Here is a 16,644-nt window from a genome sequence, read left to right as displayed (position 1 = left end):
GTGCCGCACACGTCGATCCGGAGCTCCGGCCTGGGCCGGAGCTCCGGCCTGGGCCGGAGCTCCGGACGTCGGGACCGGCGGGAACCGGTCGGCGTGGTGTTACAGGGTCACCGTCCAGCTGTTGATGTAGCCGACGTCCCCGGCGGCGGCGTCCTGCACCCGCAACGTCCAGGTGCCGGCGCGGGTCTCGCTGGCGAGGTTGACCGTGTACGTCTGGTTGATGTTGTCGGTCGAGCCACCGGTCCGGTTGTGCAGGGCGTAGACCGAGCCGTCCGGCGCGACCAGGCTCACCACCAGGTCACCGATGTACGTGTGCACGATGTCCACCGCGACCGTGCTCGTCGCGCTGGCGTTGCCGGCGCAGCCGGTGATCGCGATGGTGCTGTTCACCGTGCTGTTGTCCGAGATCGTCACGTCCGTGCCGTTGGTGCCGCTGCACCCCGGGGTCACGGCGCCGTCGAGCTTGAGCGTCCAGCTGTTGAGGTAGCCGGTGTCCCCGGAGGCCGCGTCCTGCACCCGCAGCCGCCAGGTGCCGTTGCTGGTCTCGCTGGAGAGGTCGACCGGGTAGGTCTGGTTGATGTTGTCGGTCGAGCCACCGGTCCGGTTGTGCAGGGCGTAGACCGAGCCGTCCGGCGCGACCAGGCTCACCACCAGGTCACCGATGTACGTGTGCACGATGTCCACCGCGACCGTGCTCGCCGCCGAGGCGGTGCCGGCGCAGCCGGAGATGGTGACCGAGCTCTCCACCGTGCTGTTGTCCGAGATCGCCACGTCCGTGCCGTTGGTCTGCGAGCAGCCCGGCGGGCCGTTGACCGTCAGCGCGTACGAGGTGCTCTGGGTCGTCACCGGGCCGGTGCCGACGATGGTCACGGAGTAGGTGCCCGGCGCCGCCGTGCCGGCGGTGCTGAGCGTCAGGGTCGCCGAGCCGCCCGAGGTGACCGACGACGGGCTGAAGCTCGCGGTGACGCCGGCGGGCAGGCCGGTCGCGGTCAGGGCCACCGTCTGCGGGCTGCCGATCGTCGTGGTCGTGCTGACCGTCGCGGTGAGCGAGCCGCCCGGGTTGACCGCCCCGGCGGCCGGCGCGACCGCGATGTTGAAGTCCTGGGTCGGCGGGATGATGTTGCCGGTGTAGAGCAGCTTGTTCGGCGAGCCGGTGCCGCCGCCGGTCACCACGTCGCTGGTGGCGTCGTTGTACAGCTTGTCGCGGACCTGCTGCGGGGTGTACGACGGGTTGGCGGCGAGCACCAGCGCGGCCGCGCCGGTGACGTGCGGGGCCGCCATCGACGTGCCGCTGATCGTGTTGGTCGCGGTGTCGCTGGTGTTCCAGGCCGAGGTGATCGACGTTCCGGGGGCGAAGATGTCCAGGCAGGTGCCGTAATTGGAGTAGCTGGCCTTGGCGTCGGTGGAGGTGGTGGCGCCGACGGTGATCGCGGTCGGGGTGCTGGCCGGCGACTTGGTGCACGCGTCGGTGGTCTCGTTGCCGGCCGCGACGCCGTAGCTGACGCCGTCGGCGATCGAGGCGGCGACCGCGTCGTTCAACCCCTGGTCGACGGAACCGCCGAGGCTCATGTTCGCCACGGCCAGTTCGCCCGGGTCGTGGTCCCCGGTCACCCAGTCGATGCCCGCGATGACCTGGGCGTAGGTGCCGCTACCGGCGTTGTCCAGCACCCGCACCCCGACCAGGGTGACGCCCTTGGCCACCCCGTGGGCGGTTCCGCCGACGGTGCCGGCCACGTGCGTGCCGTGCCCGTTGCCGTCGTCGGCGCTGCCGCCGTCGATGGCGTCGAACCCGGTGACCGCCCGGCCGCCCAGGTCACTGTGGGTGAACCGGATGCCGGTGTCGATGATGTACGCCCGCACGCCTGCGCCGTTGTTCGGGTAGGTGTAGGTGCTGTTCAGCGGGAGGTTGCGCTGGTCGATGCGGTCGATGCCCCAGGACGGGGTGGGCGTCTGGGTGCCCGCGATCGACACGGTGCGGTTCTGCTCGACGTACTTGACCGCCGGGTCGGCGGCGAGTCGACGGGCCTGCTGTGCCGACAGTCGCGCCTCGAAACCACGCACCGTGTTCTGGTACGTCCGGGCCACCGTGCCGCTGTGCCGGGCGGCGAGGTCTCTGGCACGGTCGGTGACCAGGGAACGGGTCACCGCGGTGTCCTTGAAGACCACGATGTACGAGTCGGCGACAGCGGTGGCACCCTCCGCGTGGAGGACCTCCCCCTCCGCCGGCGCCGCCATCGCCGGTGTCCCGAGGGCCATCACGGTGGTGGCCGCGGTGGCCGCCATTCCAAGGCGCCAACGGCGCCGAGACGATCCTGTCATATCTCCAGCCTCCTTGCGATCCCCAGTCGACGGGCTTGTGACACATCGACCGACAACTTTGCATCTGCCTGACACAGATGCTAGGGCCAGGAGGCATAGATGTTTAGATATATGATTCGGACTCACCGTGCCGTACGCTGTCCTCTGATTATCGGCATCCAGAATGGTCGATTGGAGTGCGTACCGGAAGAATATCCTGACCAGACAGATGCTTCCGGCTCGTTTCGGTCGGCCGGCACGTCCACGGCGGAACGCGAGACACTCCTGACCTCAGGACAGGGTCGACGTAACGACACACGAGATGGCCGCCGCACCCCCTCGCCACCACCATGCCCACACACCGGGGGTCGAACCGTCACGCCGCCCGCCACCGGCTCACGAGGGCCGCGTCGGCAGGACTGCGGACCACTGACGACGCGGGCCGACGCGCCGCAACAATGCGTGCTGAGCTTGCAGTGGATCCGGGACGGGCTGCCGTCATTGCCGGAGGGAAACAATAGACGTTCGGCAATGTCACGGTTGCCGAGCCATTGCGCGGCAGCCCCGCGATCTGCATCTCCTGCGGGATGGCCGACGGTTGGCTGATGGCGAGCACGGCGAGGATCCGGCGGCCGTGGGTGGTGGGTGCCCGCCGGCCGGGTGGCCAGCGGGCACCGTGCCGCTGTTGGTCGCGGGCATCAGTTGGAGCAGCAGCCGCCGGTCTGGCCGGTGGGGGCGGCGCTGAGGGTGACCAGGTTCAGCGGTGTGGACAGGAGCCCGCCGGAGATGCCGGTGGCCAGGCCCCGTCCGGCCGGCTCGGCGACGGGGGCCGGCCCGCAGCAGTCGCCGCCGGTGGAGTCGTCGGTGTTGGTGTTGCACACGCCGGTCTCGGGCAGGTCGAGCTGGACGTCGCGGGCGGCGTCCCAGTCGCCGGCGAGCGCGGCGACGACGGAGCGGACCTGCTCGTAGCCAGTGGCCATGAGGAACGTCGGCGCCCGGCCGTAGCTCTTCATGCCGACCGCGTAGTAGCCGGCCTCCGGGTGGGACAACTCGTCCACGCCATGCGGGGGGACGGTGCCGCAGGAGTGCTCGTTCGGGTCGATCAGCGGCGCGAGCGCGCGGGTGGCGCCCATGACCGGGTCCAGGTCCAGGCGCAGTTCCCTGGTGATGGAGTGGTCGGGGCGGAAGCCGGTGGCGGCGACGATCCGGTCCACGGTGACTGCCTCCTCGCTGCCGTCGGTGTGCCGGACGACCACCGCGACGCGGTCGTCGGTGGGGATGAGAGCGTGCACGGAGAAGCCGGTGAGCAGCCGGATCCGGCCGGCGTCGACATGCTCGCGCAGCCGGGAGCCGAGGGCGCCGCGCGCGGGCAGGGCGTCGGCGTCGCCGCCCCCGTAGGTGCGCGACGGCGAGGCGGTCCGGATCGCCCAGGTCACCTCGGTGCCGGGCTGGCCGGCAGCCAGTTCCGCGAGGGACAGCAGGGTGTTGGCGGCGGAGTGGCCTGCGCCGACGACGAGGGTGTGCCGGCCGGCGAACCGGTCCCGGTCCGCGCCGAGCACGTCCGGCAGGGCGTGCTCCAGGAACGCGGCGGCGGCCGTCTCGCCGCGGGCGGGCAGGCCGGAGGCGCCGAGGACGTTCGGGGTGTGCCAGGTGCCGGAGGCGTCGACGACCGCCCGGGCGAGCATCTCGTCGCCGCCGGCGAGGCGGATCAGGAACGGCGTGGTGTCGCGGCCGGCGGTGCGCAGCCGGTCCAGGCCGAGGCGGGAGATCGCCTCGACCCGGGCGCCGTAGCGCAGGTTCGGCTTGAGGCCCGGCAGCTCCGCGAGGGGCTGGAGGTAGTCGCTGACCAGCTCGGCGCCGGTGGGCAGGGCGTCGGGGTCGGGGGCGACCCAGCCGGCGTCGGCGAGGAGCCGGCGGGCTGCGGGGTCGATGTTGTACCGCCACGGGGAGAACAGGTGGACATGCCCCCACTGTCGTACCGCCGCCCCCGGGCTCTCGCCGGCTTCGAGGACGGTGCAGGGTAGGCCGCGCTCGTGCAGGTGCGCGGCGGCGGCCAGCCCGACCGGGCCGGCGCCGATCACCACGACGGGCAGGTTGTCCATAGCGCTCATCAGGTAACTCCTCTGTGCTGAGAACTGTCGGATCAAGGGGGTGGGTGGGTGAACCGCTTTGGGGACAGGGTTCAGCTGATGACGGGGCTGCGGCGCTCGAGGAGGACGACGTCGCGCCACCGACCGTGGCGGCGGCCCACCCGTTCGCGGACGCCGACGACCCGGAATCCGGCCCGCTCGTGGAGGGTCAGGCTGGCGGCGTTCTCGGGGAAGACGCCGGACTGGATGGTCCAGATGCCGGCGGTCTCGGTCGAGGCGATCAGCGCGTCCAGCAGCCGCCGGGCCACCCCTCGGCCCCGGGCGGCCGGATCGACGTAGACGGAGTGTTCCACCACCCCGGCGTAGACGGCGCGGGTCGAGGTCGGTGAGACGGCGATCCAGCCGAGGACGGTGTCGTGGCCGTCGACGGCCACGAGGCGGTGGTCGGGAAGCCTGCCCGCGTCGAACGCCGCCCAGGTGGGTGCGGTGGTTTCGAAGCTGGCGTCGCCGCCGTCGAGCCCGGTCTGGTAGATGTCCAGGACACGCTCGGTGTCGTCGGCCGTCATGGGTCGGACGGTGATGTCGGCCATCAGCAGGCTCCGCTCGGGTGGGGGCGGGGCGGCCCATGACGACGCGAGGCCGACTCCGGCCGGGTTTCCGGCGACCGCCGAGCCCTGCCCACCATGAAGACTCCCCTCCACGACGCCTGTCTCGACGCCCGTCGAATCAGAGACTTGCACGCTGATTAGATGGATGTCAACCTAGAGGCATGTCAAAGCAAGGGGTGTCGCCTCCCGCCGTCGATCTCACCGCCGATGAGCCGTGCTGCCCGCCGTTGGCGCAGCGGCGGGTGCCGGCGGAGACCGCAGCGGTTCTCGCGCCCGCGTTCAAGGCGCTCGGCGACCCGGTGCGGTTGCAGTTGATGTCGATGATCGCCTCGGCCGAGGGCGGAGAGGTTTGCGTCTGCGAACTGACCCCCTCGTTCGACCTGAGCGGGCCCACCATCTCGCATCACCTGAAGACGCTGCGCGAGGCCGGCCTGGTCGACGCCGAGCGGCGCGGCACGTGGGTGTACTACCGGGCCCGGCCGGCCATCCTGCGCCAGCTCGCCCTGCTCCTCACCGTCGAATTGACCCCGGTCGCGTGAGCCGCGCCCTGCCCACCGGACGCACCCCGGACCTGGGCGGCGGCCTCAGCGGCCCCCGGCGTCGGGGCGCTGTCCACGCCGAATCCCGACGGGAGTGCCCGTGAGCACCGCCGCCCACGCCGACCCCACCACCGCGGTGGTCGGACGCCTGCCCCGCCTCGACCAGTTCCTGCCCATCTGGATCGGCCTGGCGATGGTCGCCGGCCTCCTCCTCGGCCGACTCGTCCCCGGCCTCAACACCGCGCTGGACGCCGTCAAGATCGGCGGGATCTCCCTGCCCATCGCCCTCGGCCTGCTGATCATGATGTACCCGGTGCTGGCCAAGGTCCGCTACGACCGCCTCGGCACCGTCACCGGCGACCGCCGGCTGCTGGTCTCGTCACTCGTCCTCAACTGGGCCGTCGGGCCCGCGGTGATGTTCGCCCTCGCCTGGATCTTCCTGGCCGACCAGCCCGAGTACCGCACCGGCCTGATCATCGTCGGCCTGGCCCGCTGCATCGCCATGGTCATCATCTGGAACGACCTGGCCTGCGGCGACCGCGAGGCCGCCGCCGTCCTGGTCGCCCTCAACTCCGTCTTCCAGGTCCTCGCGTTCGGGCTGCTCGGCTGGTTCTACCTGGCCGTGCTCCCCGACTGGCTCGGCCTGTCCGGCGCCGAACTGAACGTCTCCGGCTGGGACATCGCCCGCAACGTGCTCATCTTCCTCGGCATCCCGCTGCTCGCCGGGTACCTCACCCGCCGTCTCGGCGAACGTGCGAAGGGCCGCGACTGGTACGAGTCCCGCTTCCTGCCCAAGATCAGCCCGACCGCCCTCTACGGCCTGCTGTTCACCATCGTGATCCTGTTCGCCCTGCAGGGCGACGCCATCACCAAGCGGCCACTCGACGTCGCCCGCATCGCCCTGCCGCTGCTGGTCTACTTCGCCCTCATGTGGGCCGGCTCCTACCTGCTCGGCCGGGCCATCGGCCTGAACTACGAGCGCACCACCACCCTGGCCTTCACCGCCGCCGGCAACAACTTCGAACTCGCCATCGCCGTGGCCATCGGCACCTTCGGCGTCGCCTCCGGCCAGGCCCTCGCCGGCGTCGTCGGGCCACTCATCGAGGTACCCGTCCTCGTCGGCCTCGTCTACGTCTCCCTGTGGGCACGCCGACGGTTCTTCACCACCACCCCGCCACCCCGGCCCTGACCTGCCTGGGTCGCGTCGGTCAGCCCTCATCGTTGTCTCGCCACCGGGCGAGGTTCCGTCGGGAGACAAGAGTGTCGGGGTGGCCGGGGCCGAGCACTCGAAGCTGATCGGCGAGCACGTGCTCGGTCGCCTCGACGGCCCCGGCGCGGTCACCGGCCTCGCTCCGCCAGTAGGCCAGGTTGCGCCGGGTGGTCAGGGTGTGTGGGTGGTCAGGGCCGAGCACACGGAGGTAGTCGGCCAGCACCTGCTGAAGGGATTCCACCGCGCCGGCCGGGTCACCGGCCGCACCCCGCCAGTAGGCCAGGTTGCTGCTGGTGCTCAGCGTATGTCGGTGGTCGGGGCCCAACACCCGCGACCGGTCGGCCAGCACCTGCCGGAGGGATTCCACCGCCCCGGCCGGGTCACCGGCCGCACCCCGCCAGTAGGCCAGATTGTTGCGGGTGGAGAGGGTGTCGGGGTGGTCGGGGCCCATGACCCGCAGGCGATCGGCCAGCACCTGGATGAAGGCTTCGACCGCGCCGGCCGGGTCACCGGCTCGGCCCTGGCTGTAGGCCAGGTTGTTGCGAGTGGTCAGCGTGTCGGGGTGGTCGGGGCCCAGCACTCGGAGCTGCTCGGTCAGCACCCGCGTGAAGACTTCGACCGCGCCGGCGGGGTCGCCGGCCTCACCCCGCCACTGGGCGACGTTGTGAAGGACGGTCAGGGTGTCCGGGTGGTCTGGGCCGAGCACTCGCAGGCAGTCGGTGTGCAGATCGGTGAAGTAGGCCACGGCGGCGGCGGGTTGGCCGGTGTCGCCGAGACTGCGTCCGGCCCGGAACAGCACGGCATGGCAGTGGAGGTCGAGCAGGGCCTGGCGGGGGTGCTCGTACAGTGCTGCGGTGTTCGCGCGCAGGACCTGGCTGCCGGCCGGGTCGTCCCGTTCCGGGTCCGGCCAGAGCTCCAGCAGCGCGGCGGCGACGACCCGGGCGGCGGTGTCGAGTTGGCCCGGCGTGAGTTGGTCGCGGGTGGCCCGTTGGACGAGGGCGTGGACCTGGAGCCGGCTGGCGCCGTGCGTGACGAGGCTGAGGCGGTGCAGGTTGCGCAGGGCGTCGGCGACCGCCTCCCGGTCGACTGGCTCGGCGTTTCCGCCCCGGTCGAGGCCACTGAGGTAGTCGGTGATCGCCGAGGTGGTGAACAGGCCGACGGGGGTCCCGTTGGGGTCCAACATCGCGGCCAGCTCCAACAGCGGCCGGGCCAGCCCTCGTGGGTGGAGCAGATCGGCGGCGGTGATCGACAACCACCAGGTCGCCGCGACCGTCGCGCGGTGCTCGTCGGGCAGCGCCTCGGGCTCGGGCAGCAGGTGGGCGAGCGCGCGTTGACGATCGGCCAGCCGAGCTCGGTACGCTGCGCAGTCCAGCCCCCGGTCGGTGAGGTAGGCGGTGGCCTGAGCCAGCGCCAACGGAAGGTGGCCGAGGTCGGCGGCGAGCTGGTGGAGTTGGTCGACGGGCTCGTGCGGCAGTTTGTGCCGCAGGTACGCGGTCGCTTCGCCAGGGGTGAACACGTCGACGTCGAGCAGCCGGCGCTCGCCGCCGGCGAGAGCGGCATCGCGGCGGCGGGTGGTCACCAGCACCGTGCCGGTGGGCGTGGCGGGCGGCCACAAACCGGTGAGGTCGGCGGGGGCCCGCAGGTCGTCGAGCACGATCAGCCACCGCCGGTCGGTCGTCGCCAGCCACGCCAGGAACCGGGTGGCGGCCTGTTCCCCCTCCTCGTCGGCGGTGTCGAGGACTCCGTACGCACCCTGGGCGTACGCGGCGACAACGCCCTGCCGGGTGGCGGCGGTGACCCATACCAGCAGATCGACCCGTTGCCGCGACCACACATGGTGGGCGTGGGCGGCGGCCAGTTGGGTCTTGCCCACCCCACCCAGCCCGGACAGCACCCGCGTGAGCGCCGCTGCCCCGCCACCCGCTGTTGCCTGCTCCAGCTCGGTGGTGATCCGCCGGTGCCGGTAGCCGTCGGCCATCGTCGGGACCACCCCGACGCGGTGTGGCCACCGCACCACTCGACCGGCGTTGATCGTCACGGGTGCGTGAAACTGGCCCACCGGACCGTAGGTGGCGCCGAGATGTACCGCTGCGGTGGGGCCGGTGGGGTCGGTGCCGGGGGCGGGCGACCCCGCTACGCCTCCGGCCGGGCCGGGGGGACCGGCAGCTGCCCGTAGCTGACGCTGACCGGGCCGGTCATGATGCCCGCGGTCGGCCCGTAGGTGGTGTCCACACGTAGGGTGCCGTCGCCGATCTGCGCACCCCGCGCCCCGCGCAGATCCACCGGGTATCTGCCGGCCCGGGAGCCTTCCGGGTCCACCAGATCGAGAAGCCTGCCGGCTGCGGTCAGGATCTCCTCGTCCCGGTCCGCCCCGGAATCGGCCAGCTCCGCGCCGATCCGTCTCTCCCACACCCCCGGATCGGCCTCGTCGGCCTCCAGGAGTTGCTCGGCGGCACGGCGACCTGTCAGCCGACGCCGCAACGCGTCACGCAGCCCCGTATAGACATCCACCACCGCGGCGCTGGTCCCCGCACCCGCCCCCGCCGCCAACGCCGCCGCGATCAATTCGACACCGGTCACCGCGACCTCCTCCATTCAGGACACCAGCCGATTCTGTCACCGCCCACCAAGAGCGTGCATGTCGACCGGCCAAAGCGGACGAGTGGGCGGAAGTGCCCGGTTTCCGGTGCATCCCGCCAAGCCGATTAAGTCGGTAGCGCTCAAGGCAATGCGGCGGATCTCGACGTTTACACATAGTCAGGGTTCGATTACCATCGGTCCTCCGGCCGTCCGTAGGAACGGGGTCGTCGTGATTCCACTGCGCGCACCGGCATTCGCCGCCAACGATTCGCTCCGGGCCATCGAACTCGACGACGTCGGTGGCCGTTCCCAGGTCGTCTCCTGGGACCGCGCCACCGGTGGTCGCCGGGTCCTGACCCAGGCACGGCACGGGGTGGACGCCTGTGACCTGGAGCCGGACGGCGGCCACGTCTGGTGGTTCGACACCGACCCGGACGGCGTGGGGCTCTGGCGACGCCAGCCGTTCGAGGACGGGCCGGCCGCCCCCGCATTGACCGGGGTGCCACCAGGCCGGCCGTACGGCATCGCCTTCGACCACGCCGGAAAGCTGGCGGTCGTCTGTGTCGGGTTCGGCGCGGAGTCCCGGTACTTCCTCGGGACGCCCGGCGGGCCGGCGCACCTGCTGGCGACCGCCCCGGGCTACGTGCCCCTGGTGGACCTGAGCGCGGACGGCACCCTGCTCGCCCTGGCCGGACGACCGGACGGCCCCACCGCGGTCACCGTGGTGCGGCTCACCGACGGCCGCACCGAGGTCCTGGCCGGTGACCGGCACCGCCGGGTGTGGGCACTGGAGTTCCGCCCGGGTTCGGGGAACGACCCCACCCTGCTGGTGGTCGTCGAGGCGGGCGGGCGCTACACCGTCGCCACCTGGCGGGCGGGGCACGACATCCGGCCGCACGAGCAGTTGGCGTTCGACACGGAGATCACCGCGCACTGGTACGTCGACGGCCGCCGGGTGCTGATCCAACAGGATCGGTCGGGGCGCAGCCGGCTACTCCTGTCCGACCTCGTCGGCGGCGCGCCGAGCGTCCTGCCCACCCCGCCCGGGACCATCCTCGACCTGGCCTGCTCGCCCGAGGGCGGGATCCACTACGTGTGGAGCCGGGAGGCGGTGCCGCCGCGCCGGCTGGTCGTCGACCCGGCCGCCGACCGCCACCCGGCACCGGCCCCGCCGACCGCGTCCGGACGTGGCGAGGTGTGGACCTCCCGACCGTACGGTCGGATCCACAGTTTCCTGGCCACCCCGCCCGGAACCGGGCCATGGCCGATGATCTTCCTGCTCCACGGTGGGCCGTTCCTGCACGACCGGGACAGCTACGACCCACGGGTGGAGCTGCTCACCGGCGCCGGTTACGCCGTCGTGCGCACCAACTACCGGGGGTCCACGGGCTACGGTCCACGGTGGCGGCACGACTTCGGCCACCGGGTCGGCCTGGCGCAGCTGGAGGACCTCGGCGCGGTACGCCGGCACCTGGTCGACCTCGGTGTCACGGAGCCGGGACGGATCGGGCTGTGTGGCTACTCCTGGGGCGGCTACCTGGTCCTGCTCGCGATGGGCGTCGAGCCCGACGACTGGGCGGTCGGGCTGGCGGTGTCCCCGGTGGCCGACTACTCCACGGCCCACCGCACGGCGCTGCCCGCCCTGCGCGAGGCGGACGAGGAACTCTTCGGTGGCACCCCCGCCGAGGTTCCCGACCGGTACCGGGCCGCCAACCCGATGACGTACCTGGACCGGGTCCGCGGGCCGCTCTTCGTCGCCGCCGCGACCGACGACGAACGCTGCCCGGCGGAGGCGGTCCGGCGGTACGTGGCCGCGCTGCGGGACCGGTCGGTGCCGCACGAGGTGGTCTGGACCACCGGCGGGCACCACGGGGACGCCGCCGACCAGACGACCGTCTTCTCCGCCCTGCTCCGGTACGCCGCCACGGTGCTGCCGCCGGGCGTCCGGACTCCGGCGTCCCCCAGCCAGGACCACCGCGACCGGCGGGGTCCGACCCCGGACCAACCGGAGGGAGGTGAATGGAATGAAGCGACGCACTGTGCGGCACGACCCGATCAGCACGGGCGAGCGGGACCGCGGCGCCGTCATCGTCAAGATGCTCCTCGATCTTGACCGGGCGGTCCCGGCCGCGCGGCCCCAGGTGACCGAGGCACCCCGACCCACCGGCAAGTGACCCGGCAACGGTGACGGCACGTCCGAGGCGTCGTTCCGGGGCGCTGCTGCGCTGCCCCGGAACGATGTCCGCCCCGTCGAAAGGAGACCGGCGATGAAGGTCGTCCTGGTGCACATGCCGTGGGGATCGCTCGACGTCCCGTCGCTCGCCCTGGGCATCCTGCGTACCGCGGCCGGCGCCGCCGGCCACGACGTGCAGGTCCGCTACGCCAACCTGGACTTCGTCGACTGGGTGGTGGACCGCCTTCCCCTCGGCCTGGCCGAATACCAGTACTTCTCCGAGACGTCCTACTTCCAGGGCGCCGGGGACTGGGTGTTCGCCGGCGCGCTCTACGGCGAGCGGCGCGACTTCACGCCGCTTCGCCGGCTGCTGGCCGACGCGGGATCGAGCCCGGCCGAGACGGCGATGACCGCCGCGCTGCACGAGCTGGTGCCCGAGTTCGTGGAGACGCTGGTCGCCGAGCTGGACGCCGCCGCGCCGGACGTCGTCGGGTTCACCAGCACCTTCCAGCAGAACACCGCCAGCCTGGCCACCGCCCGCCTGCTCAAGCAGCGCCGGCCCGCGGTGCGGACCGTGCTCGGCGGGGCCAACTGCGACGGGGTGCAGGGCGCGGCGCTGCACCGCAACTTCCCGTTCCTCGACTTCGTCGTCCGGGGCGAAGGGGAGGTGGCCTTCCCCCGCCTGCTCGACGTGCTCGGCGGCGCGGCGGACGACCTCGCGGACGTCCCCGGGCTGTGCTGGCGGGACGCGACGGGTGCCGCGCGGGCCAACCCGATGTCGGCGCAACCGTTGCCGCCGGCGCGGATCGTCACCCCGGACTACACCGGCTTCGTCGAACGCCTGGACGCCTCGGCGGCGGCCGAGTGGGTGGCGCCGAAGTTGATCGTCGAGGGCTCGCGCGGCTGCTGGTGGGGCGAGAAGCACCACTGCACGTTCTGCGGTCTCAACGGCTCGTCGATGCAGTTCCGCAGCAAGAGCCCGGGTCGCTTCCTCGACGAGGTGTTGGACCTGGCCCGCCGGCACCAGCTGCTCGACTTCATCGTGGTCGACAACATCCTGGACATGGCGTACTTCGACTCGGTGCTGCTCCGGTTGGCCGAGTCGGACTACGACGTCCGCCTGCACTTCGAGGTCAAGGCCAACCTGCGCCGGCACCACTTCCGACGGCTGGGTGAGGCCGGGGCGGTGCAGGTCCAGCCGGGGGTGGAGAACCTCAGCACCCACGTCCTGCGGCTGATGGACAAGGGCGTGACCGGCTGCCAGAACGTCCGGGCGCTGCGCGAGGCGCAGAGCGCCGGGGTGACGACGAGCTGGAACTACCTGTACGGGTTCCCCGGCGAGACGGCCGAGGACTACACCGAGGTCATCGCGCAGCTGCCGGCGCTGCACCACCTCGATCCGCCGATGGGAGCGGCGCGGATCGCCATCGAGCGGTTCAGCCCGTACTTCAACCAGCCGGAACTGGGCTTCCCGGTGCTGGAGCCGGCCCCGCAGTACCGGCAGATCTACGACCTGCCCGCCGGGGAACTCGCCGACCTGGCGTACATCTTCACCACCGTCGCCCAGGGCATCGGCCCGGACGAGGCGGCGGCGCTGGACGCGGCGATCGAGCGGTGGCGGGCCAAGTACCCGGTCAGCCGGCTCACCTGCCAGGAGATCGACGACCGGATCGTGCTGGTCAGCCGGCGGGCCGCGTACGACTGGTCGGTGTGCGAGCTGACCTCGCCCGTCGAGGTCGGGCTGTTCCGGCTGCTGGAACAGCCCCGGACCGCCACCACGCTGGCCGCGCGGACACCCGGCGGGGCGGCGGTGGTGCAACCACTGCTCGACCACTGGTCAGAGCTGGGCATCGTGTTCCGGGAGGGGGGCTGCTGGGTGCACACCGCCGTGGAGTCGCACAACCAGGTGCTGGCCCGGATCGACCATCATCGGGCTGCGGCGGACGCCACCGCGCGCGGCGGGGAGGACCGGCATGCCGTCGCAGCGGGTTGACTTCGGGGCGACCGAGCTCCAGGTCGAGCTGTCCCGGGACTACGATCCGGCCGCCGCGCGGCTGCCCGGGATGGCGCTCGGCACGCACCGGCTCGTCGGGCCGTGCGGCCCGACGGTGGCCGGCTGGTACCGCGACGGCGCACGGCACGCGCGGCTCACCCACCCGGTGGACCTGTGCGGGGACGCCGACGCCACCTCGGCGCGTTCCCTCGTGCTGATCCGCGAGCTGACCGCCCACGGGGTCGCGGTGGACTGGACGGCACGCTGCCGGGACGGGTGCCACGGCAGCGACCTGTTCACCCACCTCCACCCGCCGGCACGGCTCGACGGGGACCCCGAAGGCACGGTCACCACCCGCTGGTGGGAGGCGTTCTTCCTCTGCCGGTGCGTCTACCGGCGCGGACCCGGGTTCGTGGAGATCCGCGACCGGCGGTCCGGCTCCCTGGAGGTGGTGACGATCGACGAGCCGGGTCACCTGACGGCGATCACGGCGCTGGTGGAGGGCGTCGCCGCGACGGAGGTGCCGGCCGAGGTGCGCCGTGACCTCGTCGGGGCCCACCTGGTCGTCGAGCAGGCCGGTCACCTGTGGTGGTTGCCGACCCGCGCCCACCGCTGGCCCTTCCCCGCCCTGCTCGTCTAGCTCCCCCGACCGTCCAGCTCCCCCGACCGTGTCACCCCGAGGAGACCCATGAGCACCGCCGAGGACGAGCTGACGCCGCCACGGCAGGCCCCGTTCATCGTCGACCCGTACCCGACGTTGGCCCGGATCCGGGCCAACGGTCCGGTGTCGATCCTGCACAGCGACGAGGGCCTGCCCATGTGGGTGGTCGCCCGGTACCGCGACGTGCGGGCGGTGCTGGCCGACCCGAGGTTCGGGCAGGACGTCCGCCGGGCGCAGGAGCTGGCCGACGACCGGGTGGCGGGCGTGACGCTCGGCAGCGACATGGTCCACATGCTCAACAGCGACCCGCCCGACCACACCCGGCTACGTCGGCTGATCCACGGGTTCTTCACCGCCCGGCGGGTGGCGGCCATGCGCCAGCTGGTGGAGCGGGTCACCACCACGTTGCTCGACGGGATCGCCGACCGCGACACCGTCGATCTCGTGACGGACTTCGCCTTCCCGCTGCCCATGCTGGTCATCTGCGAGTTGATCGGCTTCCCGCCGGAGGACCGGGCCGCCTATCGGAGCTGGTCGACGGCGATCCTGACCCACGGCGACGACCCGGAGGCCTTCGGGCGGGCGATGCGGGAGCTGACCGACCACATCGCCGTCGTGCTCGCGAGGCGGCGCACGGACCCCCGCGACGACCTGCTGACCGTCCTGCTCGCGGCCCGCGACCAGGGTCAGCTCACCGACGACGAGATCGTGGGCATGGTGTTCCTGCTGCTGATCGGGGGCCATGAGACGACCGTGAACCTGCTCGGCACCGCCACCCTCGCCCTGCTCCGCAACCCCGACCAGCACGCCTGGTTGCGGCGGAACCGGGCCGCGCTGCCGATGGCGGTCGACGAGTTCCTCCGCTACGAGTCCCCGGTGAGCATGGCGACCCTGCGGTTCACCACCGAGCCGGTGGACGTCGACGGGGTCGAGATTCCCGCCGGGGAACTGGTCCTGGTGTCGCTGGGCGGGGCGAACCGCGACCCCGACCGGTTCCCCGACGCCGACCGGCTCGTCCTGGACCGGGGCGACGCCGGGCACCTTGCCTTCGGCCACGGGCTGCACCGGTGCGTCGGCGCGTTCCTCGGCAAACTCGAGGGCGAGGTGGCGCTGGACGCGCTGCTCAGCCGCTTTCCGGTGCTGACGTTGGCCGGCACCGACGCGGACCTGCGCTGGCGGAACACGATCATGCTCCGTGGGCTGGAATCGTTGCCGGTGGCCACGCATGGCTGACTCCGCCACCCGAACCCCCCGGCGGCTGTGGCCCCGGCTCAGTCTGGAGCCGCTGCGGTCCCGCGACTACCGGCTGCTCTTCGTCGCCGAGTCGGTGTCGGTCTTCGGCGACGCGTTCCACGCCGTCGCGCTGCCCTGGCTGGTCTACCAGGTCGGCGGGGGCGCCCGGGAACTCGGGCTGCTGGTCGCGGTCTACGGCCTGTGCCGGCTGGCGACCACGCCGCTGGGCGGGACCCTCGCCGACCGGATCGGCCCCTGGCAGGTAATGCTGGTATCCGACCTCGGCAGGTTGGTGTTCACCGCCGCGATCGCGGTGGCCGCCGTCGCCGGCGACCCGGATCTCGTCCTGCTCGGGGTGCTGGTCGCCGGCACCGGCCTGGGGGCCGGCCTGTTCCAGCCGGCCGCCTACGCCATCACGCCCCGGTTGCTCCCCGCCGACCAGTTGGCGGCCGGCAACGCGCTGCACAGCACCGCCGGCTTCGCCGCCGGCCTGGTCGGGCCCGGGGTCGCCGGGCTGCTCGTCGTCGCGCTCTCGCCGGGCGTCGCGTTCGGCGTCGACGCGCTCACCTTCGCGGTCTCGGCCGGCTGTCTCGCGGCCATCGGGGTGCACCATCGCCGGGTCTCTCCGGTCGCCCGGCCCACCGACGGGACGCCACCGCCGCCTCGGTTGACGTTCTGGCAGCTGCTGCGCGGGTCGCCGCTGCTGCGGACCGTCCTGGCGGTGACCGCCGCGGCCAACCTGACCGTCGGCGGGATGATCCGGGTGGGGCTGCCCTCGCTGGCCAGCACCGACCTGGCCGCCGGGGCCGGTGGCTTCGGTGGCCTGCTGGCCGCGTTCACCGGAGGCTCGCTGGCCGGCGGGTTCTTCACCGCGGGGTTGGCCGGGCTACGACGGCGCGGTGCCACGGCCATGCTCTCCGGGCTGGTGATGGCCGGGGCGGTGGCGCTCGTGCCGTTCGCCGGTTACGCCGGTGCCGTCGTCGCGCTGGTCGTCGCCGGGGTCGCCAGCACCGTGACCAACGTTCTGATCATCACCGTCGTCCAGCAGCACACCGCCGCCCACCTGCTCGGCCGGGTGATGAGTGCCATCCTCTTCGCGGCGTTGAGCCTCTTCCCGCTGTCCGGCGTGGCGGCGGGGCTGGTGGTGGAAGCGTTCGGAAGCGGGGTGCTCTTCCTGGCCACCGCGGCGACGCTGGGCGCCGCGTTCAGCTTCGGGCTCTCCCGCCGAGCCCTCCGCGACGGGTAGGCCGTCCTGGCAT

The 16,644-nt window shown here is 72.4% G+C and carries 12 protein-coding genes; 7 read left to right on the top strand and 5 right to left on the bottom strand.

Going from position 1 to position 16,644, the window contains the following annotated elements; all coding sequences use genetic code 11:
- Positions 1 to 99 precede the first annotated feature (99 nt).
- The 3 genes from GVV04_RS24235 to GVV04_RS24225 form a co-directional block, all read right to left on the bottom strand.
- Positions 100 to 2,283, bottom strand: coding sequence for a S8 family peptidase (locus tag GVV04_RS24235; protein ID WP_235966832.1), 2,184 nt, complete (start codon positions 2,281 to 2,283; stop codon positions 100 to 102).
- A 713-nt stretch (positions 2,284 to 2,996) separates the two neighbouring features.
- On the bottom strand, positions 2,997 to 4,409 hold the full coding sequence (locus GVV04_RS24230; RefSeq protein ID WP_161690778.1) for an FAD-dependent oxidoreductase: 1,413 nt from the start codon (positions 4,407 to 4,409) through the stop codon (positions 2,997 to 2,999).
- Positions 4,410 to 4,480: 71 nt separating this feature from the next.
- Positions 4,481 to 4,978, bottom strand: coding sequence for a GNAT family N-acetyltransferase (locus tag GVV04_RS24225; protein ID WP_161690776.1), 498 nt, complete (start codon positions 4,976 to 4,978; stop codon positions 4,481 to 4,483).
- Between the two features lie 179 nt (positions 4,979 to 5,157).
- Between GVV04_RS24225 and GVV04_RS24220 the strand changes: the two genes are divergently transcribed.
- Together GVV04_RS24220 and arsB are read left to right on the top strand one after the other, a co-directional pair.
- Entirely contained in the window at positions 5,158 to 5,535 is a 378-nt protein-coding gene (locus GVV04_RS24220; RefSeq protein ID WP_161690774.1) for an ArsR/SmtB family transcription factor, read from the top strand.
- A 100-nt stretch (positions 5,536 to 5,635) separates the two neighbouring features.
- On the top strand, positions 5,636 to 6,724 hold the full coding sequence (arsB, locus tag GVV04_RS24215) for an ACR3 family arsenite efflux transporter (RefSeq protein ID WP_161690773.1): 1,089 nt from the start codon (positions 5,636 to 5,638) through the stop codon (positions 6,722 to 6,724).
- A 19-nt stretch (positions 6,725 to 6,743) separates the two neighbouring features.
- On the opposite strand, the gene fxsT is transcribed toward arsB, so the two are convergent.
- Together fxsT and GVV04_RS24205 are read right to left on the bottom strand one after the other, a co-directional pair.
- Complete coding sequence (gene fxsT / locus GVV04_RS24210; protein ID WP_161690771.1) at positions 6,744 to 8,783, bottom strand: FxSxx-COOH system tetratricopeptide repeat protein; 2,040 nt, start codon at positions 8,781 to 8,783, stop codon at positions 6,744 to 6,746.
- A gap of 95 nt (positions 8,784 to 8,878) precedes the next feature.
- Positions 8,879 to 9,325, bottom strand: coding sequence for a hypothetical protein (locus GVV04_RS24205; RefSeq protein ID WP_201754077.1), 447 nt, complete (start codon positions 9,323 to 9,325; stop codon positions 8,879 to 8,881).
- A gap of 280 nt (positions 9,326 to 9,605) precedes the next feature.
- On the opposite strand from GVV04_RS24205, the gene GVV04_RS24200 reads away from it, so the two are divergent.
- From GVV04_RS24200 to GVV04_RS24180, 5 genes are all read left to right on the top strand, one after another.
- Entirely contained in the window at positions 9,606 to 11,438 is a 1,833-nt protein-coding gene (locus GVV04_RS24200) for a prolyl oligopeptidase family serine peptidase (RefSeq protein ID WP_328822563.1), read from the top strand.
- A 154-nt stretch (positions 11,439 to 11,592) separates the two neighbouring features.
- The gene (locus GVV04_RS24195) at positions 11,593 to 13,491 is read left to right on the top strand and encodes a RiPP maturation radical SAM C-methyltransferase (protein WP_161690769.1); all 1,899 of its coding nucleotides are present in this window, start codon (positions 11,593 to 11,595) and stop codon (positions 13,489 to 13,491) included.
- The gene (locus tag GVV04_RS24190; protein ID WP_161690767.1) at positions 13,472 to 14,131 is read left to right on the top strand and encodes a DUF5825 family protein; all 660 of its coding nucleotides are present in this window, start codon (positions 13,472 to 13,474) and stop codon (positions 14,129 to 14,131) included. Before GVV04_RS24195 ends, GVV04_RS24190 begins: the two co-directional genes overlap by 20 nt.
- A 48-nt stretch (positions 14,132 to 14,179) precedes the next feature.
- Positions 14,180 to 15,385 (top strand): cytochrome P450 family protein, encoded by a 1,206-nt coding sequence (locus tag GVV04_RS24185; RefSeq protein ID WP_161690765.1) that lies wholly within the window; start codon positions 14,180 to 14,182, stop codon positions 15,383 to 15,385.
- The gene (locus GVV04_RS24180; RefSeq protein WP_161690763.1) at positions 15,378 to 16,631 is read left to right on the top strand and encodes an MFS transporter; all 1,254 of its coding nucleotides are present in this window, start codon (positions 15,378 to 15,380) and stop codon (positions 16,629 to 16,631) included. Before GVV04_RS24185 ends, GVV04_RS24180 begins: the two co-directional genes overlap by 8 nt.
- Positions 16,632 to 16,644 lie beyond the last annotated feature (13 nt).

Origin of the sequence: Micromonospora rubida, from assembly GCF_009908295.1 — a bacterium.
Classification (GTDB): domain Bacteria; phylum Actinomycetota; class Actinomycetes; order Mycobacteriales; family Micromonosporaceae; genus Micromonospora; species Micromonospora rubida.
This window is presented reverse-complemented; position numbering and strand designations above follow the sequence as displayed.